We start from the raw sequence: 24,085 nt of genomic DNA, 5'->3' as shown, positions 1-24,085 counted from the left end.
TTCATAAAACCATACAGATCTTTGAGTTATTATTGTTGCTATATTTCTCAAGTTCGTACTATAGCCGGAGTGTTTCCTGTGAATAAACTAAGTGCTCCACCACTGTTTTATCCTTAGCTTTGATCAGCATTTTAACAAAAAAAAACACTTTATTAATTTTTCATTTTTTTCACCACTTATTGAATAAAAACACCAACAAATTAATAAATCAACATAAATAATCTTATAAAAAATTAACTTTCATTAACACCAAACACATTGCAAAACATAAAAATGACAGATATCTGCTATATGTTTTAATATTCCGGTCTATTAACTTTGCCATCAAGATACTACCGATATAATTCGGTAAAAAACACAAACATTTTACGAATCTGAATTACAGGCATTTTAAAGAATTGTAATTGATATAAATGAAAAAGAATGAAAAAAGCAATGATTTCAAATGGTGTAATCTCATGCACCTCAAGTGTCTTCGGACAGGTTGATATCAATTCAGCAACCCTCATCCAACAATTAACTCTTAAAAAGTCTGATAGCTCTATGCTACTGGACACCGCATCAAAAATGAATCAATTTTGAAGCAACAATCATTTTAAGATTTTTTATGAAAACAAATTTTATAACACTTATGACTCTCATGATAAGCCCTCTCGCAATCTCGCAAGTAGGAATTAACAATAGCAGCCCCCAAGCCACCCTTGACGTAACATCAAAAACTAGTGATGGCAGTAAACCGGAGGGTATTATTGCACCAAGGCTTACCGGGGATCAGATAAAATCTGCAGATTCCAACTATGCCACAAACCAGACAGGAACACTGATATATGCAACTTCTGCTGTGTCTTCACCTTCTCCAAAAACCACAAATATTATAGCTGCAGGCTATTATTATTTCGATGGCAACATTTGGCAAAAAGTTTCCGGTTCTTCCGGGGATACTACCAATGATGCGTGGATAAACGATCCTTCTAACACGATGGTACAGCTAGGCACCAAATCCGACGGTTCTACTGCAAGGGATCCAGGGACAGATTTTGTTGCAAAAGATAATGGGAATGTAGGGATAGGAACAACTTCACCTAATTTAAACCTGGAAGTAATAGGACGTCCCACAGATGCCAGCAGGCTAGATGGGATCAAATCTCCTCTCATTACAGGAAATCAGCTCCGGGCAAAAAATTATACGGCAGCGCAAGCCGGAACACTGATATACGTAACACAGGTAGATTCCGCTCCTGCCGGGCAAACGATCAATGTAACAGATATCGGATATTATTATTTTGATGGAAGCGTTTGGGTGAGGTTTCAGCCAGGAGGTAACGCACAAGAAGGGTTGTCCGTAAAGAAAACTATCTATAACGCATCAGGAGGAGATCCTTCTAAAACGATCACTGTAGGAGGAATGGTCTTCAGATTTAATTCGAACTTTAACGGACCTCAGATGGCTTTAGCTTCCAATCCTTTAACCAATAAGCGACTTTATATGGGGGTAGAAACAAATTATGCTACTAATGGATTTGAATATGATGCCAATGTGCTCACCTTTAATTCTTCCAATTTTGCTACTTTTCAGAATCTATTCAGTAATGGCAGTAAGCAGTCTCTGGCTAACGGAGAAAAGAATATGGCCAACATTTTAGATTATAATAACAATAGATATTATAGAGTGACCTGGTATGTAAACGGCCCTAACCCTTATACCTGGGCTATTATAGCGGAACAATTTTAAGCTGAAGTAATTCTTATACCCTAGAATTTAAATTCGTCCCTTTATTACTATAAAAGCACAGGATCAACTTTCTAATATTTGAATTAAATAACCAAGAAGTGTTACCGGCATCAAATTTAAAAAAACACATTTTATATATTTTATCATGATTACAAGCCTTTCAGAGGCTTGTGGTCTGGTAAAAATCAGAACAACAACAGGTTTCATATTCAGTAATTTAAATAGAGAATTAATGGATTTTAAAAATATACACATAGGCCAGATCATCCGGCAAAGAGTATCGGAATCTGGAATTGACACTTACCGTATCTGCAAGTTCCTTAAGTGTTCAGAGGATGAGATCAATGCCATGTATTCTTCAAAAAGTCTTGATTCTGAAGTCATATTGAGATGGAGCAAAATTTTAGAATATGATTTTTTCAGAATTTACACCCAGCATCTGATCTGGTATGCTCCGGCACTTGTAAAAAATCAGTCTGTCGTAAAGCACGAATCGGGATTGCCCAAATTCAGGAAAAACATTTATACAAAAGAAATTATTGATTTTATTTTAAACCTGATAAAAAGCGGAGAAAAGACTAGAAACCAAGTGATTACAGAATATAGAATTCCTAAAACCACACTATACAAGTGGCTTGGAAAATATAAATCATAAGAATACACATCCAAAAAACATAATAATCATGGAAAATCAAGGACCTGATTATGTGAAAATCTTTTCAGACATCGTTTCAAAAAAGTTTCCTGAAAAAATTTCCCGTTGCAAATATTTATTAGAAAAGAAAAAGTTATCGTCATTAGAGGTGATCACCCTCAACCACATTTTATTTCATGATGGTGAAACAAATAATGAACACAAATCTTATGATGATGAAAGTATTGCAAAAATATTGGAGTATCAAAGAAAAAATAACATGACTAATACTGCCATTGCTTCAGTATTTAAACTGAGCCGAAATACTTTGGCAGCCTGGAAAAAAAAATAACAGGAAAAGAATAAAAAACTTCACAAATAAAAAACACTCCCGGGATGAAAGCTAAAAGATATTATTTCCATGATAAAAACCACAATATTATATCTGAAGACCAATTAATTGGGAAAAACATAGACGATCTTGAATGTTTTCTTGTTGAATATAAGATCCAGAAATTACATACAAACGAGCGTGTTTTTATTCTGAAAAAATCGTTTTTCGGAATATTTAAAACAAAACTGTATCTGTATCTCACTGAAGATACGGTATATGATTATGCTATTCAAAAATAAACTTATTTAAATGTATAACATCGCATCGGTATATTTTTTATTCTTTCATATTTTTTAAGAGTTTGATTTAATTTTCATCTAATTATTTTGTTTGGGATACCGATGCTTTGTTATTATTCAGATTTCCATCTCTAAAATTTTTTTGGAATCCAATTTAAATACCCTATAAAATTCTTTAGCCTTAAAACGGCAAAACGCATCAATTCTACTACTTCTAACCATTTCTCATAAACAGCCGGAAACAACAAAAATGTTCAATATTTACTGAAATTTTGTTCATATAAATGCGTATGCATAACCAGCTAAACGGACATTAAGAATTTTTAATCTTAGTGCTTTTCATGTGTCTTTTCCCTTTCAACAGTACAGTTAATATCAAGTAATTATTGGTGTAATTACCGTTGCAAACAAGATATCAGACACATTTTATTTAAAAAATATTCCATTTTATTTATAATGTTATGAAGAAAATCAATCCTATCGATGAAGCACAGTTTAATGATTATTTTAATAAAATTGATGGTGACCTGCCTAAAAATTATTTTGATTTTTTTAATGATATCATTGAAAAGGCTAAAAACTTTGCCCTGGGCCCATACTTATGGTTTATCAGTAACAGTACAGAACTGAAAACAGAAAGAACCAGCGAAAATATTGAACAGTTTACTCCTTTTAAAAAGGAAGACTGGATAGATTCAGATATTGAGTTTTTTATGAATCTGTTCCATCCACAAGACAGAGCTTATCTCATGGCTTCTTTTGTATTTTCCGCCAATTTACGTTTGCAGTTTTTAAAGGAAGGAAAAACTGACATTACATTCAATCATTATGTCAGAATGATCAACCGAAATGGAGTGTATCGCTGGATATTGCTTCAATCACCCCTCCAAATTACCCATGATGACGAAATAAAAGCTTCCATAGTATTTATTTATGATCTTTCCCATTTTATTATTCAAAATCTGCCGTTGCTTTCCATTATGGATCTTACTAATAACGAAGTTCAGTATTTCAGGCATATTGATCAGCATTTGCATAAAATAGATGTAGACAAGCCTTCTATTACAAAACGCGAAAAAGATGTTCTAAAGCTTATGGCCCAGGGCTTCAACAGTCCGGAAATTGCAGAGAAGCTTTTCCTTTCCTATCATACAGTGGAAAACCATAAACGAAACCTTAGAAAGAAAACAAACACTAAAACTTCAGCCGAACTGATTGCGTTTACGATGAATCACAGTCTACTTGTGCTTTAAGTAAGACAAAATTTGATATTATATTAATGCTAAATCTTTTAAATTAAAATATGATACAGTAAAACGCGTTTAATAAAGATATTACCATTATAAAGATTATCAGAACCATTTTATATAACCATTTTATTTACAGTGCTATGAAAAAAAAGATCAACCCTATAAATGAACAGCAGTTCAATGATTATTTTGACAAGAAAGACGGTAAACTGCCCAAAAATTATTTTGATTTTTTTGATGATTCCATTAAAAATGCTAAAAGGTTTGCCATAGGACCTTACTTATGGTTTATTAATAATGGCACAAGAATGAAAACTGAACGGATCAGTGAAAATATTGAACAGTTTACTCCATTTAAAAAGGAAGACTGGATGGATTCAGGTACTGAATTTTTTATGAATCTATTCCATCCGCAAGACAGAGCGTATTTAATGGCGGCCTTTGTATTTTCTGCCAACGTGCGTTTACAGTTTCTAAGGGAAGGAAAAACGGATGTAACCTTCAATCATTATGGCAGAATGATAGACCGGAATGGAGAATACCGCTGGATATTACTGCAATCCCCTATTCAAATTACCCATAATTACGAAATCAAGGCTTCTATCGTATTTATTTATGATCTTTCCCATTTCATTATTCAAAATATGCCATTACTTTCCTTCATGGATTTTACGGATAATGAAGTTCAGTATTTCAGGCATATTGATCAGGATCTGCGTAAAATAGATATGGAAAAACCTACTATAACCCATCGTGAAAAAGACGTTCTGAAACTTATGGCACAGGGCCTGAACAGCCCGGAAATTGCAGAGAAGCTTTTCCTCTCCTATCATACAGTAGAAAACCATAAACGAAACCTTAGAAAGAAAACAAACACTAAAACTTCAGCGGAACTCATTGCGTTTACGATGAATCACAGTCTGCTCGTGCTTTAAAACTATTCGTTTTTTCAGAAAGTTCCTGATTTCATCATAGCATTCTATGTCAAGATTAAACGGTATTTCTCAAAGCTTTCATGCATTATATTTTATTGAATCATAGGGTTTTTAACATGAAAATATTATACAATAAAACTCATTTAAGAGAAATATTTTTATAATAATTTTATTTTAGTTAAAGAAAATTGATTAATTTCGGTTAGAACTAAACCTAAATTATATGAAAAATCTTAAAAAAATCGAAAGACAGAAATTGAAGGCTATTAAAGGAGGCATCAACTGCCCTGGCGGCCAGATATGTTTAATCAATGGAAAATGGCACTGTATGCCATATGACGGATGTGGCGGCGGAAATCAGCCCTAAATTTTAAGTTTAACCCAATTACTTTATTATGAAAAATATTAAAAAAATCTCAAGAGATCATTTAAAAAATATCAATGGTGGAGCATTAAGCTGCTCTGAAGCCTGCTGTCCGCCTCCGGGAATCAAAAGATGTCCGTGGGTGATATGCATTGCTCCATGCGATATATTGAGCTAAGACTAAAAACGTTATCATTTCTCTGATAACCATATCTTAAATACAATCATTAAAAAAAGCCTTAGAATCTCTGATTCTGAGGCTTTTTAGTGGAATAAGCCCTGTTAAAAAATTATACACACAAAAGCTATTTTCTATTCTCATAATATTAAAAGGATTGGTGAAAATGACAGATATCTGCTATTTGTGATGGTTAGTTTTATAGCTAATATTGCAATTAGATCGTATTAAAAAAACTTTCGAATATAAAAACACATCTCTACAAATGAAAAAAACGACTTTATTACTTATGCGCATTCTTGCCGGGATATAATTTCAGGTGAAAAGCGCACTATTCTACTTTATATAATCTCTTTTTACATTTTCATTATAAAATTATTCATCATGGTATTTTTTACTACCAAGAGCACTGTTTATTCCTTTTATTTTAAGGGATTACAGATATTACTCAAAAGGTGAACAGCATTTATTAAGCCGATGAAAATAAAGTCTGAAATATATTGTGCACAAAATATTTAATAAAAAACAATTTTAAAATACAAGAAGAAAAATGACAGGAAAAAAATTATTATTTCTATTATGCATCCTTTTATTATCAAATTTATACAGTCAGGGAGGCAAAGTTGGGATAGACACATCGTCACCTCATCAGAAAACAGTTTTAGATATTGTTTCCAAGACAAACAATACCGGTGTACTATTCCCAAGGCTTACAACATCCAATATTGCGTCCATTGGACCTACAATTGGAGATTCAGTTGTTGATGGTTTATGGGTTTATAATACCGATACAAAGTGTTATAATTACTGGGCAGCGGCACCTCAAAACCAATGGCTGGAGATTTGTGGAAGACCTCTAAACAGCGTTCCCGGCACTGCTACCTTGAATTGTACAGGAGCAAGTTCTACAGGTACTGCAGTAAGTCAGCAACCGGCAAATGGCGTTTCTGTTACGGTGCCTTATACTGCCGGTAATGGAGGAGCTTACCCGGCACAAAATATCAATTCTACAGGAGTCACAGGCTTAACAGCAAGTATTCCTGCAGGAAATTTCACTAATGGATCTGGAAATCTCGTATTCAGCGTAGCCGGAACTCCGGCAAGTAGCGGGACAGCTATTTTCACCATTAATATGGGTGGATCTTCCTGTTCTGTGAATGTGAATGTCAATATAAATCCAGGACAGGCCACATTAAACTGCGGAAGCGCCACTACGACAGGCACATTGGTTATGAACTCCACCGCTAATGGAGTATCGTTTACAATACCATACACCGCAGGTAATGGTGGCCCTTATGCAGGCCAAAACATTACATCAACGGGAGTTAGTGGCCTGACAGCCAATATCGCTGCCGGAAGCTTTAATACCGGCTCAGGAAGCATTACCTATACAGTAAGCGGGACACCAGCCTCAGCAGGAACAGCGAGTTTTATAGTGAATATTGGTGGATCCGCCTGCACTGTAAACTTTCCTGTTATTGCCGGATTTAGTTTATCAAAGCTGAAAATATTAGCCTTAGGCGCAAGTCCTTATTCAGTAGATAACGGAGGCAATGGAGGATTGGGAACTGCGATGTACAGTACTAATAATTTTGGACCCTCTGGAACCGTTAAAACAATAGGTAGTTGGGATGTTACAAGACGTAATGTGACTAGCGGTAATGTTTCGGATTTAAATACAGCGGGATATAAAATGCTGATCGTAGGTTATGCTTATGATGTGTCCAGCAGTAGTGATGCCAATCTTATTCTTAACTTTATTAACAATGGCGGGACAGTTCTCTGGTTTACCGAGACCAGGGGAACATATACTGTGCAGTTACTTAATAGTATTGTGGCAGGGTCAGTAAGTCTTGGAGATTGGAGTGACTGTACGGCTGTCAACTCAAGTACTGACGGGACACTGCTTGGAGATTTTGGAGATGCAAGAGGAAAAATTTTCGGCAATGACGCCTGTATCGCCAGAGATCTGAGAGGAAGTTATAATGCAAACTTAATTGATATCTTATCCAGAAGCGCATCCTCTAATAACCCGGTGGCATTCAAATCTAAAGCGAATGAGTTCTATTGGTTCGGAGATGGTGGAATGTCGGTTTATATAAACAGTGCACCTCCGGTAAACAGCAACAGTTATCCGTGGCTATTAGATGGTAATAAGAGACCTGTTTTGGGTCAATGGGGAAGCCCGTTAAGGACTAATGTATCCAATTCTGTTATGTTGATGAATATTATTGCCAAAGCTTTAAAAAATGCTCAGTAATTAGCTTTTAATAGTCAGCGATTATATGATTAATGTTAGATACAGTCTCAAAAGCGAGGCTGTATCTTTATCTTTAAAATTTATTGGTCTCGAAATAGCGATATAAAAATAGATCTATAATTGATGCGGTTTATTGGATCATCTGTAAAACTTGGTGAGCAGATAAAGCTTTTTTAATGCAAAGAAAATGATTATACTATTTATAAAGGTAAGCAAAGGAGGAATCATTAGTATTGATTCTGATAGAGGGAATGGACAAAGATCACATGATGCCGGTTTGAATTTTCGCTCATATGCTTTATCCATATCATCTGCGAGAGCAAAAATTCAAACCACTTAGAGATTCCTATTTTAATCTCTAAGTTTTAAGACTGAGACCACAAAAATAAAGCCTGCAATTTATAAATTGCAGGCTTTTTACGTTCTTTATATGCTTTCAAAAAATCCCGTCAGCATATCTATCTTGCGGAGAGAGAGGGTTTTTGTAACTTCTTCTCGTCCTTTTATTTATAAGCGTTTCGCTGTAGCATCTTGTGAAAGGCCTTAAATAGGGCATTTGCAAAAAGCGGTAAAATCCATTATAAAAATTTTACGTAGTAAAAGTAAAAATTTTCGTTGGAATTTGCAAGTAAAGATTGCTGAATTTTGAACACTTTTTTTTGAATTGATAATTGGAATTCAATGTTCTTTCTACTCTTGGGATATTTTTCAGATGAAATATTTCTAAAAGAAAACGAAGAAAAAACCAAAAAACCTTGACAGAATTTAGCAGCTGGACTAGGGATCGAACTATCTTTGGCTTTTGTTTTTATTACTTATCATCGATTTTTTTCTGGAATTGAGATATAGCAAATTTCTAATTCTTAATTATATTTAATAATTTAATTCCAATAGAATCATCTAATTGTCCGAAAGAGTTTAAAACAGAAATTTTCCCCGAACCACATTGATGATGTTCATTTTCTGTAATTTTTTCAAAACTTAAAAAACTCTCTAAACTATTATCATTTGAAGGATAAAGCAAAAGAGCTTTTTTACTTTTCCAATACTCGTTATAAACATACATCTGCCTTAGGTCGTGCGTTGAAGGTTGAGACTGATCAATATTCTTCCATTTCGTATCAATAATCAATACCACTTCATCATTTCTTTTCAGAACAATATCTGGGCGAATATTAGTTTTATTCCAAAATAGCTTTAAATCCTGTCCAAAGACTACAATACCACTATCTTGAGCAGCTTGCTTTAATTTAACCAAAACATACTCCTCCCATAGACCATTCATATCAAAAAGCAAGGCTATCATATTTTCTGAACCACTAGAGATACTAGGTGCATAACTTAGAATAATTAATCTGGCAATCGATAAAGCCATTTCGTATGGTGCAATTTTTCTCGATTGAGGAATTTTAGTAAACGTTTGTTCATTAACTTTGATGACTTTTACTTCAGGGAAATCAAGCTGCACTGTTTTACATTTACTATACAAATAAGTTCCTTTTGATAAATGTGAAATAATATCTAGAGCCTGACCTAAAATCTGATGAATCAAATGGTCTTTTTCATATACTTGATGTGTAGTATAAAATCTTTCTTTATGAATAAGGTTTTTATTGATATTTTCAGCAAATTTGAGCTTTCCTTTTAGAGCTTTTATATTTCCAGTTTCCTTGTAATATTGTTTGATTAAACCTTGATGAATCAGCAATTGCACTTCTTTCAGGAACCATTCAAAATAAATATCCAACAGATGAATCGACTGCTTAGAAACGTTTGCCTGACCAATCTGTTGAATTTTCACCTTTCGGGTTACCCGAAGCATTTCTATCAAAACCTTTTGCCATTTAATCTTGTTTGTCGTATTCTCCGTTTCGTAACGGTCAATCTTGGGAAGAATTTCTATTGTCAAACCATCCACCTGAATTACACCAACAAATTGTTTAAATACAATTCCATTGTGTTTTAAATCAAAATATTGATAATTATGTAGGGCATTAAGTTTTGATAACGCGACAAAATGACGTTTATCAAATCCTTTTTCGCCAATTGGTAAAAAGCTGTGTTCAAAAACCTGAATAGAATCTTTTCTAAACATCTCTATGCTAATAAGAATTCTATTGCGGAATTAAAATCAATTTCTTCAAACGGAATCAGCTCGTAGGATTTTATGATTTCAATTTCGTTTCTTATGTCAAAATCTGCAAATACATTTTGCTGATTAGTTTTTGAGATTTCCTTTTCCCTCACAAAACCTCTTCCTAAAACCAAACCTATCTTACCACAGTCGTTATAGAAATATTCCTGCAATAATGGAATAATCTCATTTTTAAAAGAAGCCTGGAAATTGTCTTTCATAAAATACGAATGTCCTAAAGTATAGTTCTTGTCTAGCAGTAGTTCTATCCTTTCATTAATTTTCTGCATTACTTGCACTCTTGGAAAATCTGAAAACTCTTCTTTTTCAACCACACTCAAATCTGGCATCATCTCAACAAAACTGAATCGTCTTCTTAACGCAGTATCTAAAGCTTCAACACTGCGATCTGCTGTGTTCATTGTGCCAATAATGTAAAGATTGGATGACACTCCAAATTTAGTTTTGCTGTAAGGTAAAGTCACATACAGTTCTTCCGGATTCCCGATACGCTTGCCCTCTTCTATCAGCGTAATGAGTTCACCGAAAATCTGTGAGACATTTCCACGGTTGACTTCGTCGATGATTAGAACGTGTGGTAATGGAGGAAGTTCAACCTCCTTAGTAGTTAATTTTTTTTCTGAGTTAATTTTATTATTGATATAATTAATCACTGCCCAATACGCAGTAGAATTGGAACCTCCTATTACTGCCCTAAATTCTTTATCTATATTTTTAATTACAGATAAATCAGGAAAAGCTTCCTGAAGTGTTTTCGTTCTGGAATACGAAACAATATATTCTTTGGCTTCTTCTGAATAGATGGGTTTTAGTTTAAGATTCCCTTTTTCAGTAACATCCACTATTTTAAGTCCTAAATTCGGTGTCTGGATTGATAATTTCAATGCATTGTTATTTTCCAATCCTAAATTTGCTTCACTAATAATAGCATCCCAAGCATCATCAAAGTCAAATTGATGATTTATCGTTTGTTCTTTTATCCTTTTTTCCAGCGCTTTTTCTGAGATTAGTTTAAAAACTCCATTTTTAATCTCATAAATGACTGTTTTATTACCATCAGAATCCTCTTCAATCTGAGGTTTTATACCTTCAATAAAATCTTCATAACTCATACTTTGGTGAAAAGTAGAAAATACAATCTGACCATTTTGAACCAGCCGATTATATTCTTTTTTAACAATATCTCGCGGCTGATGCAAATTGAATTCTGGATTGGCAATGCTAATTGCTCTATTGATGGTATTGTATGTTTTTCCTGTTCCTGGCGGACCGTAAAGTATTTGGTTAACAGGATAATCGTAATCAAGTTTAGGATCAACTATTAATAGCTCCTCTTCTTCTTCTAGTTCCTCCGTGAGATTTTCAATCACTTTATACTTGTCAAATCGCTCCTGCATTTTTTTTAACATTTTATCCTGATCGTCTGGGGAATATCGATGTGCTATAAATGTTGGATATTTTGTTTTTAAAACAGCAATTTGTCTGTCCACGATGGGAATTATCTTACCTAAAAATACATCTAAATCATTTTGCAACTCTTCGAAATTGCTATATACTGCTTTTGAGTATGCCGCAAAAAACTCCATTTTATTGGTATCTGGTGCGTAAAGACCATCGGGGAAAACCTGTTTGAATAAAGGTTTAATACTTTGAATCAACTCTAAAGCATAATTATTCTGATCATCGTGTGGAGTCTTTGTCTGATTAAACTGAAGATGAAATTCAATTTTTTTATTTCTTCTTATCGTGATAACTAAATTAATCAAATCACTTGAAGAGCCTGGGTATGCTACAGGTACATACCAAAAGGTTGTTGAAAAGTATTTTGATTTTTCAGTGCCAATGAAATAATTGAGTTCAGCTCCTTTGTTAGCTTTCTGACGAACTGAAAAAGTGAAATTATTGTCTTGGTTATATTTATTTTTAAGCCAATTAAAGACTTGAGCTTGTAATTCTTGATACATATTCAAAAAGTTAATATTACTTAATAAAAAAACTATAAATTGCTTGTATCAAAATATCGTTTCGCAAAATCTGAAATTCTAGTATGTCGATCTGAAATTTCATTTTCTGTCCAGATAGGCTGCTCACGAATTTCTGTGTAGCTAGAGAGAGCGGTATCTTGAAAAAGTATTTTTTTATCTTCAAATGATTTATTACTAAACTTACTATTTTGACTTTGGGTTAATAAAGCTAAATTCCCTACAATTTGTAAAAAATTATTTCTAAATTTATCTGTATATTCTCCTTCTTCTGGAGTTTGCGGTGTAATATGTTCTATTGTATAACTATTGTATAAATCTTTATCCAAGAGCGCACCCGACTTATTTTTTATTCTTAAGCTATTTTCATACTGCCAAAGAACAAATTTGATTCGATGAGATTTATAATAATGATTCTGTTCTGTATCAAAATAGTTTGAGATTATATTTTGAAAATAATCATTATTATTCCAATACCATTGGAATCCATATTCGGTTGCATACTTTATATCAGAATATAAACTTTCAATATCATAACCATCCGTAGATTTGAAATATTTTTTTGCAAAAGATGGTAAACTATCGCTTCTGAAATCGCCTAATTTTAATTTGAAGCATAGAATTTCAAGAAGTTTTAATATATACTTGAAAGTACTCCCTGATACTTCCCCTTTATTAAATATCGTCAATAAAACTAATTTCCAATTAGCCTCATTACCTACAAAAAATAGATTTGATATTTCGGGAATATGTTTATTACTAACAATACTTTTGGCACTGTGAGTTAATTCAACAAAGTTTTCAAAAAACAGTTTTATCCAATTGGTTTTATTTAGTTCTTTACTTAATTTCTCTTTAATTTCTTCTATATATCCGTTTGTATTAAAATATAAATTGCAGTAATTGTCTAATAGCTCATTTTCCGTAAAATAACCTTCAACAGCTTCAATATATCTATAAGTTTGGGATATTTCTCTTTGAATGTCCGCTATATCATTATTAGCTTTGATATTATTTTCACTGTGTATATAGATTTGATGCATTAAATATGCTTTAATAATTTCAAATCTTGATAATTCTTTTCCCCTGTTATTTTGATATTCAAATACTTGTGTCTCCTCTACTTTATTAGCTATATAGAAAGTACTTATTATAGCATTCTCTAATGTTTTTAGTAAAAGATATAAACTATCACTATCAATTTTTTCCAATTCTGTTTCAAAAAAACTAAATGCTGCTATAATTCTTTTTTGAGAAATTGTTTCAGTATCGTCGATTGTAGATACTAAATGTTTTTGACTAACTTTTTTAAAAATAATCTGATCATCCTCAATAGTTCTAAAAACATCATTTAGATAAGCACTTCTGATTTGCTCAACATTTTGTCCTTGTTTTTCTAGGATTTTTGCAAGTGCGGAAAGGATTAAAATTGTTGTTGTCAAACGCTGTTGTCCGTCAATTATAAACAATGTCCCACCCTCTTTTTCAAACAAAAACTGCCCTAAGTAATATCGCTTTCCTTTCTGCTCTAAAAGGTCTTCAAGAAATTGTGAGCATTGTTTATTTTCCCAACTGTATGCTCTCTGATAGGCTGGTATTCTGATATGATCCGTGTTAATAAAAAGAGATTTAATGCTTTCTCCTGATTTATTCTGTATTTCTTTTGTGGTTTCCATTAGTTTTTTGGACTATAAGTTCTTTATTTTGTTCATTTTTTTAAAAACAATTGTTATAAATTGGCAATGAATATTTTTTTCCGAGGTTAAAATTTTTTAAGTTCAAATTTCCAACTATAAGTAACAATGTGGATTCTATATTTATTAAGTTAACTCAGAACGAATACTTTCCGTTTTTGCAAAATAGTTTATAGGAAATCTTTTATTGAATCTAATATAAGGAGTATATTTATTCGAAATAATATTAATTAATTCACAATAACTTTGCCTCCATTTATAATCTTTTCTATCATAAAAATATGGAGAGATATAAACATTTTCTAAATTATTGATAATATGGAATGATAAATACTTTTCAAATTCTAAATCATCTGAAACTGTATCTAATTCGTCTAAATATTTTATTGCCAATTCGTCCTCAGGAAAAGCAGCTAATATAATTACTGTTCTGTCTTTTAATGGCAGTACCGTTGTAAAAATGTCAGAATATTTATTATTTGAATTTTCACTTAAATTAAATGGTTCTCCATTTTTAAAATGACCAGGTGTTGTTACTCCAGAGCAAGCGACAGGACAACGATAGGAATATTCATAACAATAGTATCTAAGACCATCGTATTTTTTATTAAGTAATAAATCATCAATACGTTTTTTAGGAATTTCCAAGTCTTCTAAAGCTAGCTTTACTCCTTTGACAATATCCTCTTTATCTTTCCCATACGTTTTGTTAAAATGTTCTACAACTTCCTTTTCCTCTGAAGTGAATAGTTTATATTCCTCATATTTTCTATGATACGAATGAGAAAAAGATCTATAGGTATGGAGAAAACAATGCATATCATTTTCAATATCTGTCGCTTCAGGGTCGTTTTCAACTTCCTTAAATAATTCAGTATCGTGAAATTCACAAAAACCAAAAAACGTTGATGCGTCTTTTCTACCAATAGGCTTCAAATCTAAGAAACCGTATTTTTTATTAATTTGTCTATCCGTATGTGAATAAATAAATGCATTATTATTTATCGTTTTCTCCAAATGTTTTAAAGAGCCTTGACGTTGTAAACTATGTGCACTTTTGATAGGTGGTTTACATTCTTCTTTGCTAGGATGTGAGCAATCTTTAATGGTTGCTCCTTTTCTAACCAACGCAGTTAGCTTATTAATTGCTTTTTGTTGCTCAATAAATTCTGATTGATCCATATGTTCATCGAAGTTTTTAATATTAATTCGTTCTTAATTTAACAAGTTTATAAATTACGGAAAACCGTAATAAGATTACGAAGCCACTCCATCAATAAACACATCCACAAAATCCTGAACTTTTTGGATAATTCTTTTTCCAATATTATTTCGTTCCGTAAGTTTTGGTTTTATTTCTAAAAGTTTTAGAGCATCGCTCATTTTAGGTATTTTAGAAGTGAAAAGAAAGCTGTCAATAGTTTCCTGGAATTTCTCTTTATTAAGGGATTCTTCTTCTGCAATTTTCTCAAAAGCATCAGTTCTTTCTTTGTTCCAGAAATTATCAAATTCATCACTTACAGCATCGCCGTCCGGAATATGTGGCAAGTTCTCGTCTATGAATTTTTCAATTAATTCTTTTTTGCTTCTTAATTGGGCGTCGCCGGATAGGATTTCACGAATTTCTTTTATTTTCGCTTCTCGTTTAATTCCTTTTATATCTGCAATATTTGCTAATAGTGAAAGTATATAGCTCACATTGATTTCATCACGGTGGATGAGCTCTAATTCAAAATCAACATCATCTAAAATGCTGACTTTTCCGTCTCCTGAAATTTTGGGATGTGTTGCAGTCCAGATATCAAGATATTTACTTTTATATCCATCAAATTCAAATTCTGTCATCTCTAATTGCTCAAAACTAAAATCTGTAAAGGATTTTAAAACATTTAGAATACGCATCAATTCTCGGAATGCTGTAACGAATTCAAATTTTTCCTGCTCGGTTTGATAAGTGTCTACACTTTGAATTTCTGGCGCAACCAACTTTAATTTTTCTAAAGAATTTTTGAAAAGTTCAATGTAATCTTCAATGGGTTGAATGATAATTTCCTGTATAGCTTCTTTATTAGAAAATAAAGTAACAGCATCATCTGTAGCAGATTTTAAATTGCGGAAACAAACAATATTTCCCTGCGACTTCTTCTCTCCGATAATTCTATTAGTTCTTGAAAACGCCTGAATCAATCCGTGATATTTCAGGTTTTTATCTACAAATAAAGTATTCAATTGCGGACTGTCAAATCCTGTCAAAAACATATTGACCACAATAATCAAATCAACTTCTTTGTTTCTGACTCTTTTTGCAATGTCATTGTAATAATTATAAAAAGTCTGGCTATCTTTAGTAGAAAAGTTCATCCCAAACATTTCATTATAATGACCAATATATCGATCTAAAACAGTCCTGCTATGTGAATCACCATATTTTGCAGGTGGCTCCGCAACCATTGACAAAACATCTTCTTCCTGATAATTTCCGTCTGCATCATTATTTTCTTCATTAGTTCCATAACTGAAGATGGTTGCAATTTTCAAATTGTGTTTTCCCTCTTCTTTTTTCTTTTGAAAGAGGTCATAATATTTCTGCAAAACATCTATGCTACTCACACAGAACATAGCATTGAATGTTTTCTGATGGGTTTTTCTATCGTGTTCCGTTATAATGTAATCCACGATTTTCTCCAGACGCTTTGGACTTGCTAATAACTCTTGAGTATCAATAGCTTCAACTTCCATATCTATGTAAGTATTACTACCTTCTTTTTCTTTGTATCTGCCAACGTATTCGACTGAGAATTTTAGAACATTTTCATCTCTGATAGCATCTGTAATCACGTATTTATGCAGACATTCTTTGAAAAGCATATTGGTCGTTGCAGCAATTCCATCTATTTTACCAACTGAATTCACTTCCGAAATTGGCGTTCCGGTAAAGCCAATCATTTGCGCTTTTTGGAAATATTTCTTAATATTTTGATGCGTTTCTCCGAACTGACTTCTATGGCATTCATCAAAAATGAATACAACTTTTTTGTCTTTTAAACGGTCTATTTTTCTACCGTGCTTTTCTTTGGTAATTGCGGTATTCAGCTTTTGTAAAGTTGTTACAATGAGTTTTGTATTGTCAGAAAGTTGCTTTACAAGATGTGCCGTATTTTCTGTAGCATCTACGCTGTCTTTTTCAAAAGCATCAAATTCTTTTTGCGTTTGATAATCCAAATCTTTCCTATCCACCACAAAAACAACCTTTTCAACTTTAGGAATTTCTTTGAGAATCTGACTTGCCTTGAAAGAAGTCAATGTTTTACCCGAACCCGTTGTATGCCAGATAAATCCGTTATTATCGGTATTCCTTACTCTGTCAACGATTTTTTCTACCGCATAATATTGGTACGGTCGAAGAACCATTAAAATTTTATACGTTTGATTAAGCACGATATATTTCGTAATCATCTTGGCAATGTGACAAGGCTCTAAAAATGCCTGTGCAAAATCTTCAAGTTGTGTGATATTATTATTGTGCTCGTCTAACCAGAAGAAAGTTTGTTTAAAACTCTGCTTGGCGTTATTGGAATAATACTTTGTATTGACCCCGTTACTAATGACAAACAACTGAACGTAGTTGAATAAACCTTTTCCCGAATTAAATGACTGATGATGATAACGGTTGATTTGATTGAAAGCCTCTTTCATTTCCAAACCACGGCGTTTGAGCTCTATCTGAACCAAAGGTAAACCGTTGACAAGAATCGTGACATCGTAACGGTTTTTATAATCTCCTTCCTGAGCAATTTGATTTGTGACCTGGAATTGATTCTGACACCAGCTTTCCTGATTGATGAATTCAATCCATTCCGAATTCCCGTCATCTCTGGTAAACTGAAATCGGTCACGCAATATTTTAGCTTTTTCAAAAACATTTCCTTTGGCAAGATGATTTAGAATCTTCTCAAATTCTTTATTAGAAAATTGTTTTTTATTATGAATTTCGAGCTGAGTTTTTAGGTTGATAATCAAATCTGCTTCATTGCAAATCCTGACTGGCTTATGACCTAACTGCTGTAATTGTTCTACTAATTTCTGTTCAAGAATATATTCGGGCTGGCTGGACATTTTGCGTTTACGAGTTTTATGGTTAAAAAAACATTGTCAGAGTTTGAAACTCTGACAATGTTGTTAATAGTTTTATCAAATCTAACAAAAAATATCATAACTAAAACTATTTAAGTGCTTTAAACATTTGATCTATTGCTTTTTTCTTCTGTTCTAGATTTGGATGGACATAAAGATTCAATGTTGTACTGATATTGGAATGACCCAGCAGGACACTCACAGTTTTATAATCACATTTGCTTTCAATACATCGGGTTGCAAAACTATGACGCAATCCGTGGAATTTAATTTCCGGGATTTCCAGTTGTTTCATCAGATTTTTATAATAGCTCCGGTAAGTTCTTGGCTCAGTTGGTTTGGCATCATTTGTTAGAACAAAAAATAAAGGATTCACAATTTTTTTAAAGGGCTTCAACATTCGCAAAAGGTCTCTGCTCATTGGAACTTCTCGAATTGAGTTCTTGGTTTTTGGTGTATCGAGAAGCAATTCTGTTCTGCGTTTTCCATCTTCGATAATGTAGATTCGCTGAATGGTTTTTTTGATGTTGATAATCCCGTTATCCGTATCAATATCTTCCCAAGTGAGTGCGCAGATTTCTCCAATTCTCATTCCCGAACAAAGACAAATATAAACCCCAAGATTCCGGAATGTAAAATGCTCCTGAATATAATTCATTACTTTTTTCTGATGGGTTCTGGTCAGAACTTCAATACTCTGATTTTCCCGAACTGTTGGATATTGGATGTCAAATGGTGTGTATTGAATCCACTTATACTTTGCCCCAAATTTCATTACCATTTTCAAAACGATAAGAACATCTTTGATGCTTTTCTGGCTCAATCCCTGTTCCAATTTTTGAAAAACAAATTGCTGAACTTCCTCTTCTTCTATGCTACTTACTTCAGCAAATTTGGGTAACAAATGGTTCTCCAGCAAAAGCACATAAGCCGAAAAACTTGATTTTTTCACATAAAGTTGTTTGTCTTTTTTCCATAATTCCACGATTTGAGCAAATGTTTTTTGTGTCGTCATAATTTTCTTTTTGATTTTAAATTATTATTAAAAATCAAAAAAGGTATGAATAAAGGATTTGAGAAGAAAACTCTGTAAAATTTAAGATTGGAAATCATTAATCTTTAGGTTTCCAACTTTGCGATTTCCAGAGTTTAAAGAAGAGTGGAAACCAAATAAATTAGGGAATTTATTAGAATTTAAGAATGGAATTAATGCATCAAAAGAACAATATGGAAAAGGAGTTAAGTTTATTAATGTTTTAGATATTTTAAATAATGACTTTATTATCTATGAAAATATTGTTGGAAAAGTTGATGTTGATAAAAATATAATAGAAAAATTTTCTGTTCAATATGGAGATGTACTTTTTCAAAGAAGTTCAGAAACAAGGGAAGAAGTGGGAACAGCAAATGTTTATCTTGATAAAGAAAATAATGCAACATTCGGTGGATTTGTAATTAGGGGAAAAAAGATTGGTAATTATAATCCCATTTTTTTTAACAAACTTTTAAAAACTAGTTCTGCGAGAGATAGTATTACATCAAAATCCGGAGGAAGTACAAGATTTAATGTTGGACAAGAGATCCTGAGCTCAATAGTTTTATATTTTCCTTCACTTATCGAGCAAGATATGATAGCTGGCTTTTTATCTCTTATAGATAATAGAATTTCAACCCAAAGGAAAATAATTGAGAAATTAGAAACCTCAATGAGGGTAAGCCGTGTAAATATTTTTTCTCAAAAATTAAGATTTAAAGATGAGCAAGGATATGATTTCCCTGATTGGAAAAAATTAAAACTCGGCGAAATTGGAAGTTTTCAAACAAGTAGTATTGATAAGCTTTCGAGAGAAAACGAAAATGAGGTTTATTTAGTGAATTATATGAACGTTTATAGACACGAAGATATAAACTCTAATACAATAAAATCATTTCAAAAAGTAACTGCAAAAGAACAGCAAATTATTAGTTGCAATCTAAGAAAAGGAGATATTCTTTTTACTCCATCATCAGAAACACCTGATGATATTGGTCATTCTGTCGTTATTTCTGAAAATCTTGAAAATGCTGTGTTTAGTTATCATTTGATGCGTTTTAGACCAAAGATTGAAATTAACATATTGTATTCTAATTACTTCTGTAATGTTCCAATCGTTTTAAGCCAGTTATCAAAATTTGCGACAGGAAGTACAAGATTTACAATATCAGTTAAGTCGTTTTCTAATGTTGAAATTGTTCTCCCAACCTTGTCAGAACAAAAAGTTATAGGAGATTTTTTTTCTTTAATTGAAAAGAAAATCGAAACAGAAAAGAAAATTTTAGCTCAATACGAAACTCAAAAGAAATACCTTTTGGCAAATCTTTTTATTTAACCAGCCTGTCAAGGTTTGAACCTTGACAGGCTACGTTTTAGACGAATAAATTGGCAAGCAAATACGTTTTTTGTTGAACAAGTAAATCGTAAATATCCCTTTCAGTCTTTAGTTTTTCATCAATTTTTGAAAAATAGTTCGCTATTTTATTTTGTATTTCTAAAGGTGGTAAAATAATAGAAATTTGTTCGATTTCAGAAATATAATGTCGTTTATGTTCGCTAGATGAAAAATTTAGAAAAGAAAAATATTCAAAAACATATTTCAAATTAACTCCTTCTTTTGCTGTCAAAAGTTTAATTGCAGAAGATTTTACCTTAAATGAAAAGTCTACATATTTCAAATCCATTGTAAAATCGTCTAAAATTATACAATTCCCTTTATCGTAAATTCCAAAATTTTCATCAGTATATCCCAAAACAAAGGCTTTATTTGCAGTTAAAACAGGAATTAATGTCTTATCAGATGAATAATCTGTACTTGTAACGATATATTTTGTTGGCTGTTCATAATTTAAAATTTCTTTGATCAATAAAGGTTCATACTCATCTTTAATAATTTTGGTAATCAGCCTTTTGCGTGTTTCAATCTTTAGTGTTCTTAAAACCTCAATTATTTTCATTGATAATCTTATTCTCTCATCTAAAAGGGACAAAAAAGAAGCAATTTTTCTTTGTTCATCTAATTTAGGTAGATTTAACGTCAATAAAGCTAATTGGCTTGAATATAGGTGAACAACAGAAATTCCTTGCGATAGTCTCGCTATATCCATTTTCTTTTTACTGTTCAAATAATATGAAAGAAATACCCCGTCATTTGAGGTTTTTATAATATTCAAATCTCCACCTAGAGCAACACCAGATTTCAATACGCAAGATGCTGTTGCAATATCTATTTGAGTTTCTCCAGAAGCGGGAATAATTACATCATTTCCCTCACTGAGTACCAAACTTGATTTGTCAATATTTGTTTTTGATTTTATATCCGTGATAACTTCTCCGTAATGAGTATATAGTTCTCCATATCTGACACATTCTGTTTCTCCATTTTCATCAATGTCAATTTTTGAAATTCCTTTTCCTTTTGAAAATTTAGCAATTCCCCCCAACTTCTTCCTTTCCCACTCTTCTTTAAACTCTGGAAATCGCAAAGTTGGAAAATTTCTGATACTTTTATTTTTTTCTGTCATCTTGATAATTTATTGTTACTGCTATAAAAATTAAGGATATTCTAAAGTCAAAAAAAATTTAACTTACTAATCCTAATTCTTTTAAATAAACTTCAATTTCACTATCGAGTTCGACACGTTTGGCTTCCAAAACTTTGATTTCTGCCATTACCGCTTGGATGTCAATTTCTTCTTCTTCCTCAAAAGTATCTACATAACGAGGGATATTCAGGTTGTAATCATTTTCGGCAATCTCCTGCAAAGTAGCGAGATGAGAGAATTTATCTTCCGTTTTTCTTTCTTGGTACATATCAACAATTTTATTGATATGTTTTGGAAGCAAGATATTTTGATTTTTTTGCTTTTCAAATTCTTTGCTGGCATCCACGAACAGAACATCTTCATCTTGCTCTCGGCATTTCTTGAAAACCAATATACAAGTAGGAATGCTGGTACCAAAGAAAATATTGGCAGGTAAACCGATTACAGCATCCAGATAATTTTTCTCTTTAATAAGATATTTACGAATAACCAATTCCGCTGCACCACGGAACAAAACTCCGTGAGGCATTACAACTGCCATAATTCCGTTCTCATCCAAATGATGAATCATATGCTGGATAAAAGCAAAATCAGCTTTGGAAGCCGGAGCTAATTTTCCATATTGTGAGAAACGCTCATCTAACAATAAAAGTTCATTGCTACTCCAATTCGCAGAAAAGGGCGGATTGGCAACAATAGCATCAAACGTTTTATCAAGGTGTTGAGGTTTTTCAAGCGTATCTTCCTGCTTGATATCGAAATTACTGTAATTGACACCGTGTAGAATCATATTCATTCGCGCCAAGTTATAAGTGGTTCGGTTCATTTCCTGACCATAGAAATCACTTACTTTTGCTTCACGGGCAACACGAAGGAGCAAAGAACCACTTCCGCAAGTCGGATCATAAACGGATTTCAACTGGGATTTTCTGCTGGTAACGATTCTAGCCAAAATGGTAGAAACTTGTTGAGGTGTGTAGAATTCGCCTGCTTTCTTACCTGCACCACTGGCAAATTGTGAAATGAGATATTCATAAGCGTCGCCTAAAACATCGGCATTGGTATCAGAAAGATTGAAATCAATATCATCCAGATGATACAACACTTTGGAAATAAGAGTATTTTTCTCGTCTTCAGTTTTTCCTAATTTGGAAGATGTTAAATCCAAATCTTCAAAAAGATTGTCAAAATCGTCTTCACTATCAGTACCTAAAGTGGACTGCTCAATATTAGTAAGAATCTTTGAAAGTTCTGCAAGGATAAAATTTGATTTACCTTCCTCTTTTTGATGACCTTTTTTAGCAATATTACTGAAAAGTTCTGATGGTTTTAAGAAATATCCTAAATCTTCAACAACCTCTTCATAAATTGCCTGAACGATTTCTTTTCCTTCTTCAGTATTTTCATCAACGTCATTATAGTCGATGTCTTCTCCTGAATCTAATAAAATTTTATTGGCTGTAAAATGAATCTTTTCGGACAGATATTTATAGAAAATAAATCCTAAAATATAATCCCGAAATTCGTCGGCGTCCATTTTCCCTCTTAAAGTATTGGCTATATTCCAAAGTTGCTGTTGCAACTGACGTCTTTGTTCTTCTGACATTTAGTATCATTAATGTTAATCCTCAAAGATAAAAAATGTTAGATGCATACAATGCTAAAATAGCTAAAAATAATAAAATTGATATTGAAAAATAATTGTCATAATGCATAAGTCCATAAAATGTCGCCAAATAACGTCTGCTATTAACTAGCACTTGGGAAATTCAGAAGAAATTTAATTTTTGATTCTTATTTGCTTAGGAGTGGGCTTCAATTCCCCCGCAAAATCAAGCATAAAAACCTGACTTCCTTTGAATGGATTATAAGACGGTTGATAATCAATATAGCCCGAAGAATGAAGATTCTTAAGGCATTTGTGATAGGTGGCTTTTGAGTGTATTTTACTGATTCGCATCACTTCATCCCGTGAAATACTGACCGGATTTCGGAAACGGTTGAAATTCCAGAATTGGAATAATGCTAAGTAGAGGCTGATGTGTGTGGGATTAAGTGTACTATCTTGAGCCACCTTTTCATAGAAACCTGTGAGATGTTTTATGTAATTCATTTTGTTACTAATAAATTATCCTTTGCCATTTAACATTTTCTCGATGTCTTTGTAATTGTAATATATTGTGCCTCCAACACGAGTGTAGGATAAAGTTCCACTGACACGAAGATTTTGTAATGTTCCGGTAGAAATTTTCAGAAGTTCTTTGACCTCTGATGAACGCAGCCATAATTTCTGCTCTGAAATTTTGATATTAAAAAGATTTTTAATGTCTTCAAGCAATTCGGTTTTGAACTCCTGAAGGTCTTCTTTGGTAACAAGGTTTACTCTCATAATTTCTTCATTTTTGTTTTTGATTAAAATTTCTTTTGCAAAATTGGAACATCAAAATCGTTAAAACAAGAGTGTTAAAGGGAGTTGGATTGAATAAGAACAATCTGGAATAATTTGGAAATAGGTGGAGATTAAAAAAGAATAAATAAGAATGATTTGGAATCTT

General features: G+C 32.6%; 20 protein-coding genes. 10 read left to right on the top strand and 10 right to left on the bottom strand.

Features of this window, described 5'->3' with window-relative positions; translation table 11 throughout:
* The first annotated feature begins 640 nt into the window (after nt 1-640).
* The 9 genes from IW22_RS22875 (at nt 641) to IW22_RS22845 (ending at nt 7,986) form a co-directional block, all read left to right on the top strand.
* Nucleotides 641-1,732, top strand: a complete 1,092-nt coding sequence (locus tag IW22_RS22875) for a hypothetical protein (protein ID WP_131401785.1) — start codon at nt 641-643, stop codon at nt 1,730-1,732.
* A gap of 145 nt (nt 1,733-1,877) precedes the next feature.
* On the top strand, nt 1,878-2,387 hold the full coding sequence (locus IW22_RS22870) for a transposase (protein ID WP_316931676.1): 510 nt from the start codon (nt 1,878-1,880) through the stop codon (nt 2,385-2,387).
* 28 nt (nt 2,388-2,415) lie between these two features.
* Nucleotides 2,416-2,718, top strand: a complete 303-nt coding sequence (locus tag IW22_RS22865; protein WP_034731873.1) for a hypothetical protein — start codon at nt 2,416-2,418, stop codon at nt 2,716-2,718.
* Nucleotides 2,719-2,762: 44 nt separating this feature from the next.
* Nucleotides 2,763-2,999 carry a hypothetical protein gene (locus IW22_RS22860; protein ID WP_034731809.1) on the top strand — a complete coding sequence of 79 codons (237 nt, stop codon included), beginning with the start codon at nt 2,763-2,765 and terminating at the stop codon, nt 2,997-2,999.
* A 461-nt stretch (nt 3,000-3,460) separates the two neighbouring features.
* The gene (locus IW22_RS22855) at nt 3,461-4,252 is read left to right on the top strand and encodes a LuxR C-terminal-related transcriptional regulator (protein WP_034731806.1); all 792 of its coding nucleotides are present in this window, start codon (nt 3,461-3,463) and stop codon (nt 4,250-4,252) included.
* Between the two features lie 137 nt (nt 4,253-4,389).
* Nucleotides 4,390-5,184 (top strand): LuxR C-terminal-related transcriptional regulator, encoded by a 795-nt coding sequence (locus IW22_RS22850; RefSeq protein ID WP_034731803.1) that lies wholly within the window; start codon nt 4,390-4,392, stop codon nt 5,182-5,184.
* Nucleotides 5,185-5,407: 223 nt separating this feature from the next.
* The gene (locus IW22_RS24535) at nt 5,408-5,551 is read left to right on the top strand and encodes a bacteriocin-like protein (protein WP_165571922.1); all 144 of its coding nucleotides are present in this window, start codon (nt 5,408-5,410) and stop codon (nt 5,549-5,551) included.
* Nucleotides 5,552-5,579: 28 nt separating this feature from the next.
* Nucleotides 5,580-5,726, top strand: a complete 147-nt coding sequence (locus IW22_RS24530; RefSeq protein ID WP_165571921.1) for a bacteriocin-like protein — start codon at nt 5,580-5,582, stop codon at nt 5,724-5,726.
* Between the two features lie 550 nt (nt 5,727-6,276).
* On the top strand, nt 6,277-7,986 hold the full coding sequence (locus IW22_RS22845) for a hypothetical protein (RefSeq protein ID WP_034731800.1): 1,710 nt from the start codon (nt 6,277-6,279) through the stop codon (nt 7,984-7,986).
* A gap of 856 nt (nt 7,987-8,842) precedes the next feature.
* Here the strand turns inward: IW22_RS22845 and IW22_RS22840 are convergent.
* From IW22_RS22840 to IW22_RS22815, 6 genes are all read right to left on the bottom strand, one after another.
* Nucleotides 8,843-10,081, bottom strand: coding sequence for an McrC family protein (locus IW22_RS22840; protein ID WP_034731799.1), 1,239 nt, complete (start codon nt 10,079-10,081; stop codon nt 8,843-8,845).
* A 2-nt stretch (nt 10,082-10,083) separates the two neighbouring features.
* Nucleotides 10,084-12,105, bottom strand: coding sequence for an McrB family protein (locus tag IW22_RS23900; protein WP_051891373.1), 2,022 nt, complete (start codon nt 12,103-12,105; stop codon nt 10,084-10,086).
* A gap of 32 nt (nt 12,106-12,137) precedes the next feature.
* Nucleotides 12,138-13,799, bottom strand: coding sequence for a DUF262 domain-containing protein (locus IW22_RS22830; protein ID WP_034731796.1), 1,662 nt, complete (start codon nt 13,797-13,799; stop codon nt 12,138-12,140).
* 144 nt (nt 13,800-13,943) lie between these two features.
* Nucleotides 13,944-14,999, bottom strand: coding sequence for a hypothetical protein (locus IW22_RS22825; protein ID WP_034731792.1), 1,056 nt, complete (start codon nt 14,997-14,999; stop codon nt 13,944-13,946).
* 75 nt (nt 15,000-15,074) lie between these two features.
* A complete protein-coding gene (locus IW22_RS22820) occupies nt 15,075-17,933 on the bottom strand; it encodes a type I restriction endonuclease subunit R (protein ID WP_034731791.1) in 2,859 nt (952 codons plus the stop codon).
* A gap of 106 nt (nt 17,934-18,039) precedes the next feature.
* On the bottom strand, nt 18,040-18,966 hold the full coding sequence (locus IW22_RS22815; protein ID WP_034731785.1) for a tyrosine-type recombinase/integrase: 927 nt from the start codon (nt 18,964-18,966) through the stop codon (nt 18,040-18,042).
* Between the two features lie 118 nt (nt 18,967-19,084).
* Between IW22_RS22815 and IW22_RS22810 the strand changes: the two genes are divergently transcribed.
* Entirely contained in the window at nt 19,085-20,320 is a 1,236-nt protein-coding gene (locus IW22_RS22810; RefSeq protein ID WP_034731782.1) for a restriction endonuclease subunit S, read from the top strand.
* 37 nt (nt 20,321-20,357) lie between these two features.
* Here IW22_RS22810 and IW22_RS24085 read toward each other — a convergent pair whose 3' ends face one another.
* From IW22_RS24085 to IW22_RS22785, 4 genes are all read right to left on the bottom strand, one after another.
* Nucleotides 20,358-21,509 (bottom strand): restriction endonuclease subunit S, encoded by a 1,152-nt coding sequence (locus tag IW22_RS24085; protein ID WP_081874018.1) that lies wholly within the window; start codon nt 21,507-21,509, stop codon nt 20,358-20,360.
* Nucleotides 21,510-21,567: 58 nt separating this feature from the next.
* The gene (locus tag IW22_RS22795; protein ID WP_034731780.1) at nt 21,568-23,136 is read right to left on the bottom strand and encodes a type I restriction-modification system subunit M; all 1,569 of its coding nucleotides are present in this window, start codon (nt 23,134-23,136) and stop codon (nt 21,568-21,570) included.
* Nucleotides 23,137-23,310: 174 nt separating this feature from the next.
* A complete protein-coding gene (locus tag IW22_RS22790) occupies nt 23,311-23,643 on the bottom strand; it encodes a hypothetical protein (protein ID WP_228384094.1) in 333 nt (110 codons plus the stop codon).
* A gap of 15 nt (nt 23,644-23,658) precedes the next feature.
* Nucleotides 23,659-23,919, bottom strand: a complete 261-nt coding sequence (locus IW22_RS22785; protein WP_034731777.1) for a helix-turn-helix domain-containing protein — start codon at nt 23,917-23,919, stop codon at nt 23,659-23,661.
* Nucleotides 23,920-24,085 lie beyond the last annotated feature (166 nt).

This window comes from Chryseobacterium sp. JM1 (genome assembly GCF_000737715.1).
Classification (GTDB): Bacteria; Bacteroidota; Bacteroidia; order Flavobacteriales; family Weeksellaceae; genus Chryseobacterium.
This window is presented reverse-complemented; position numbering and strand designations above follow the sequence as displayed.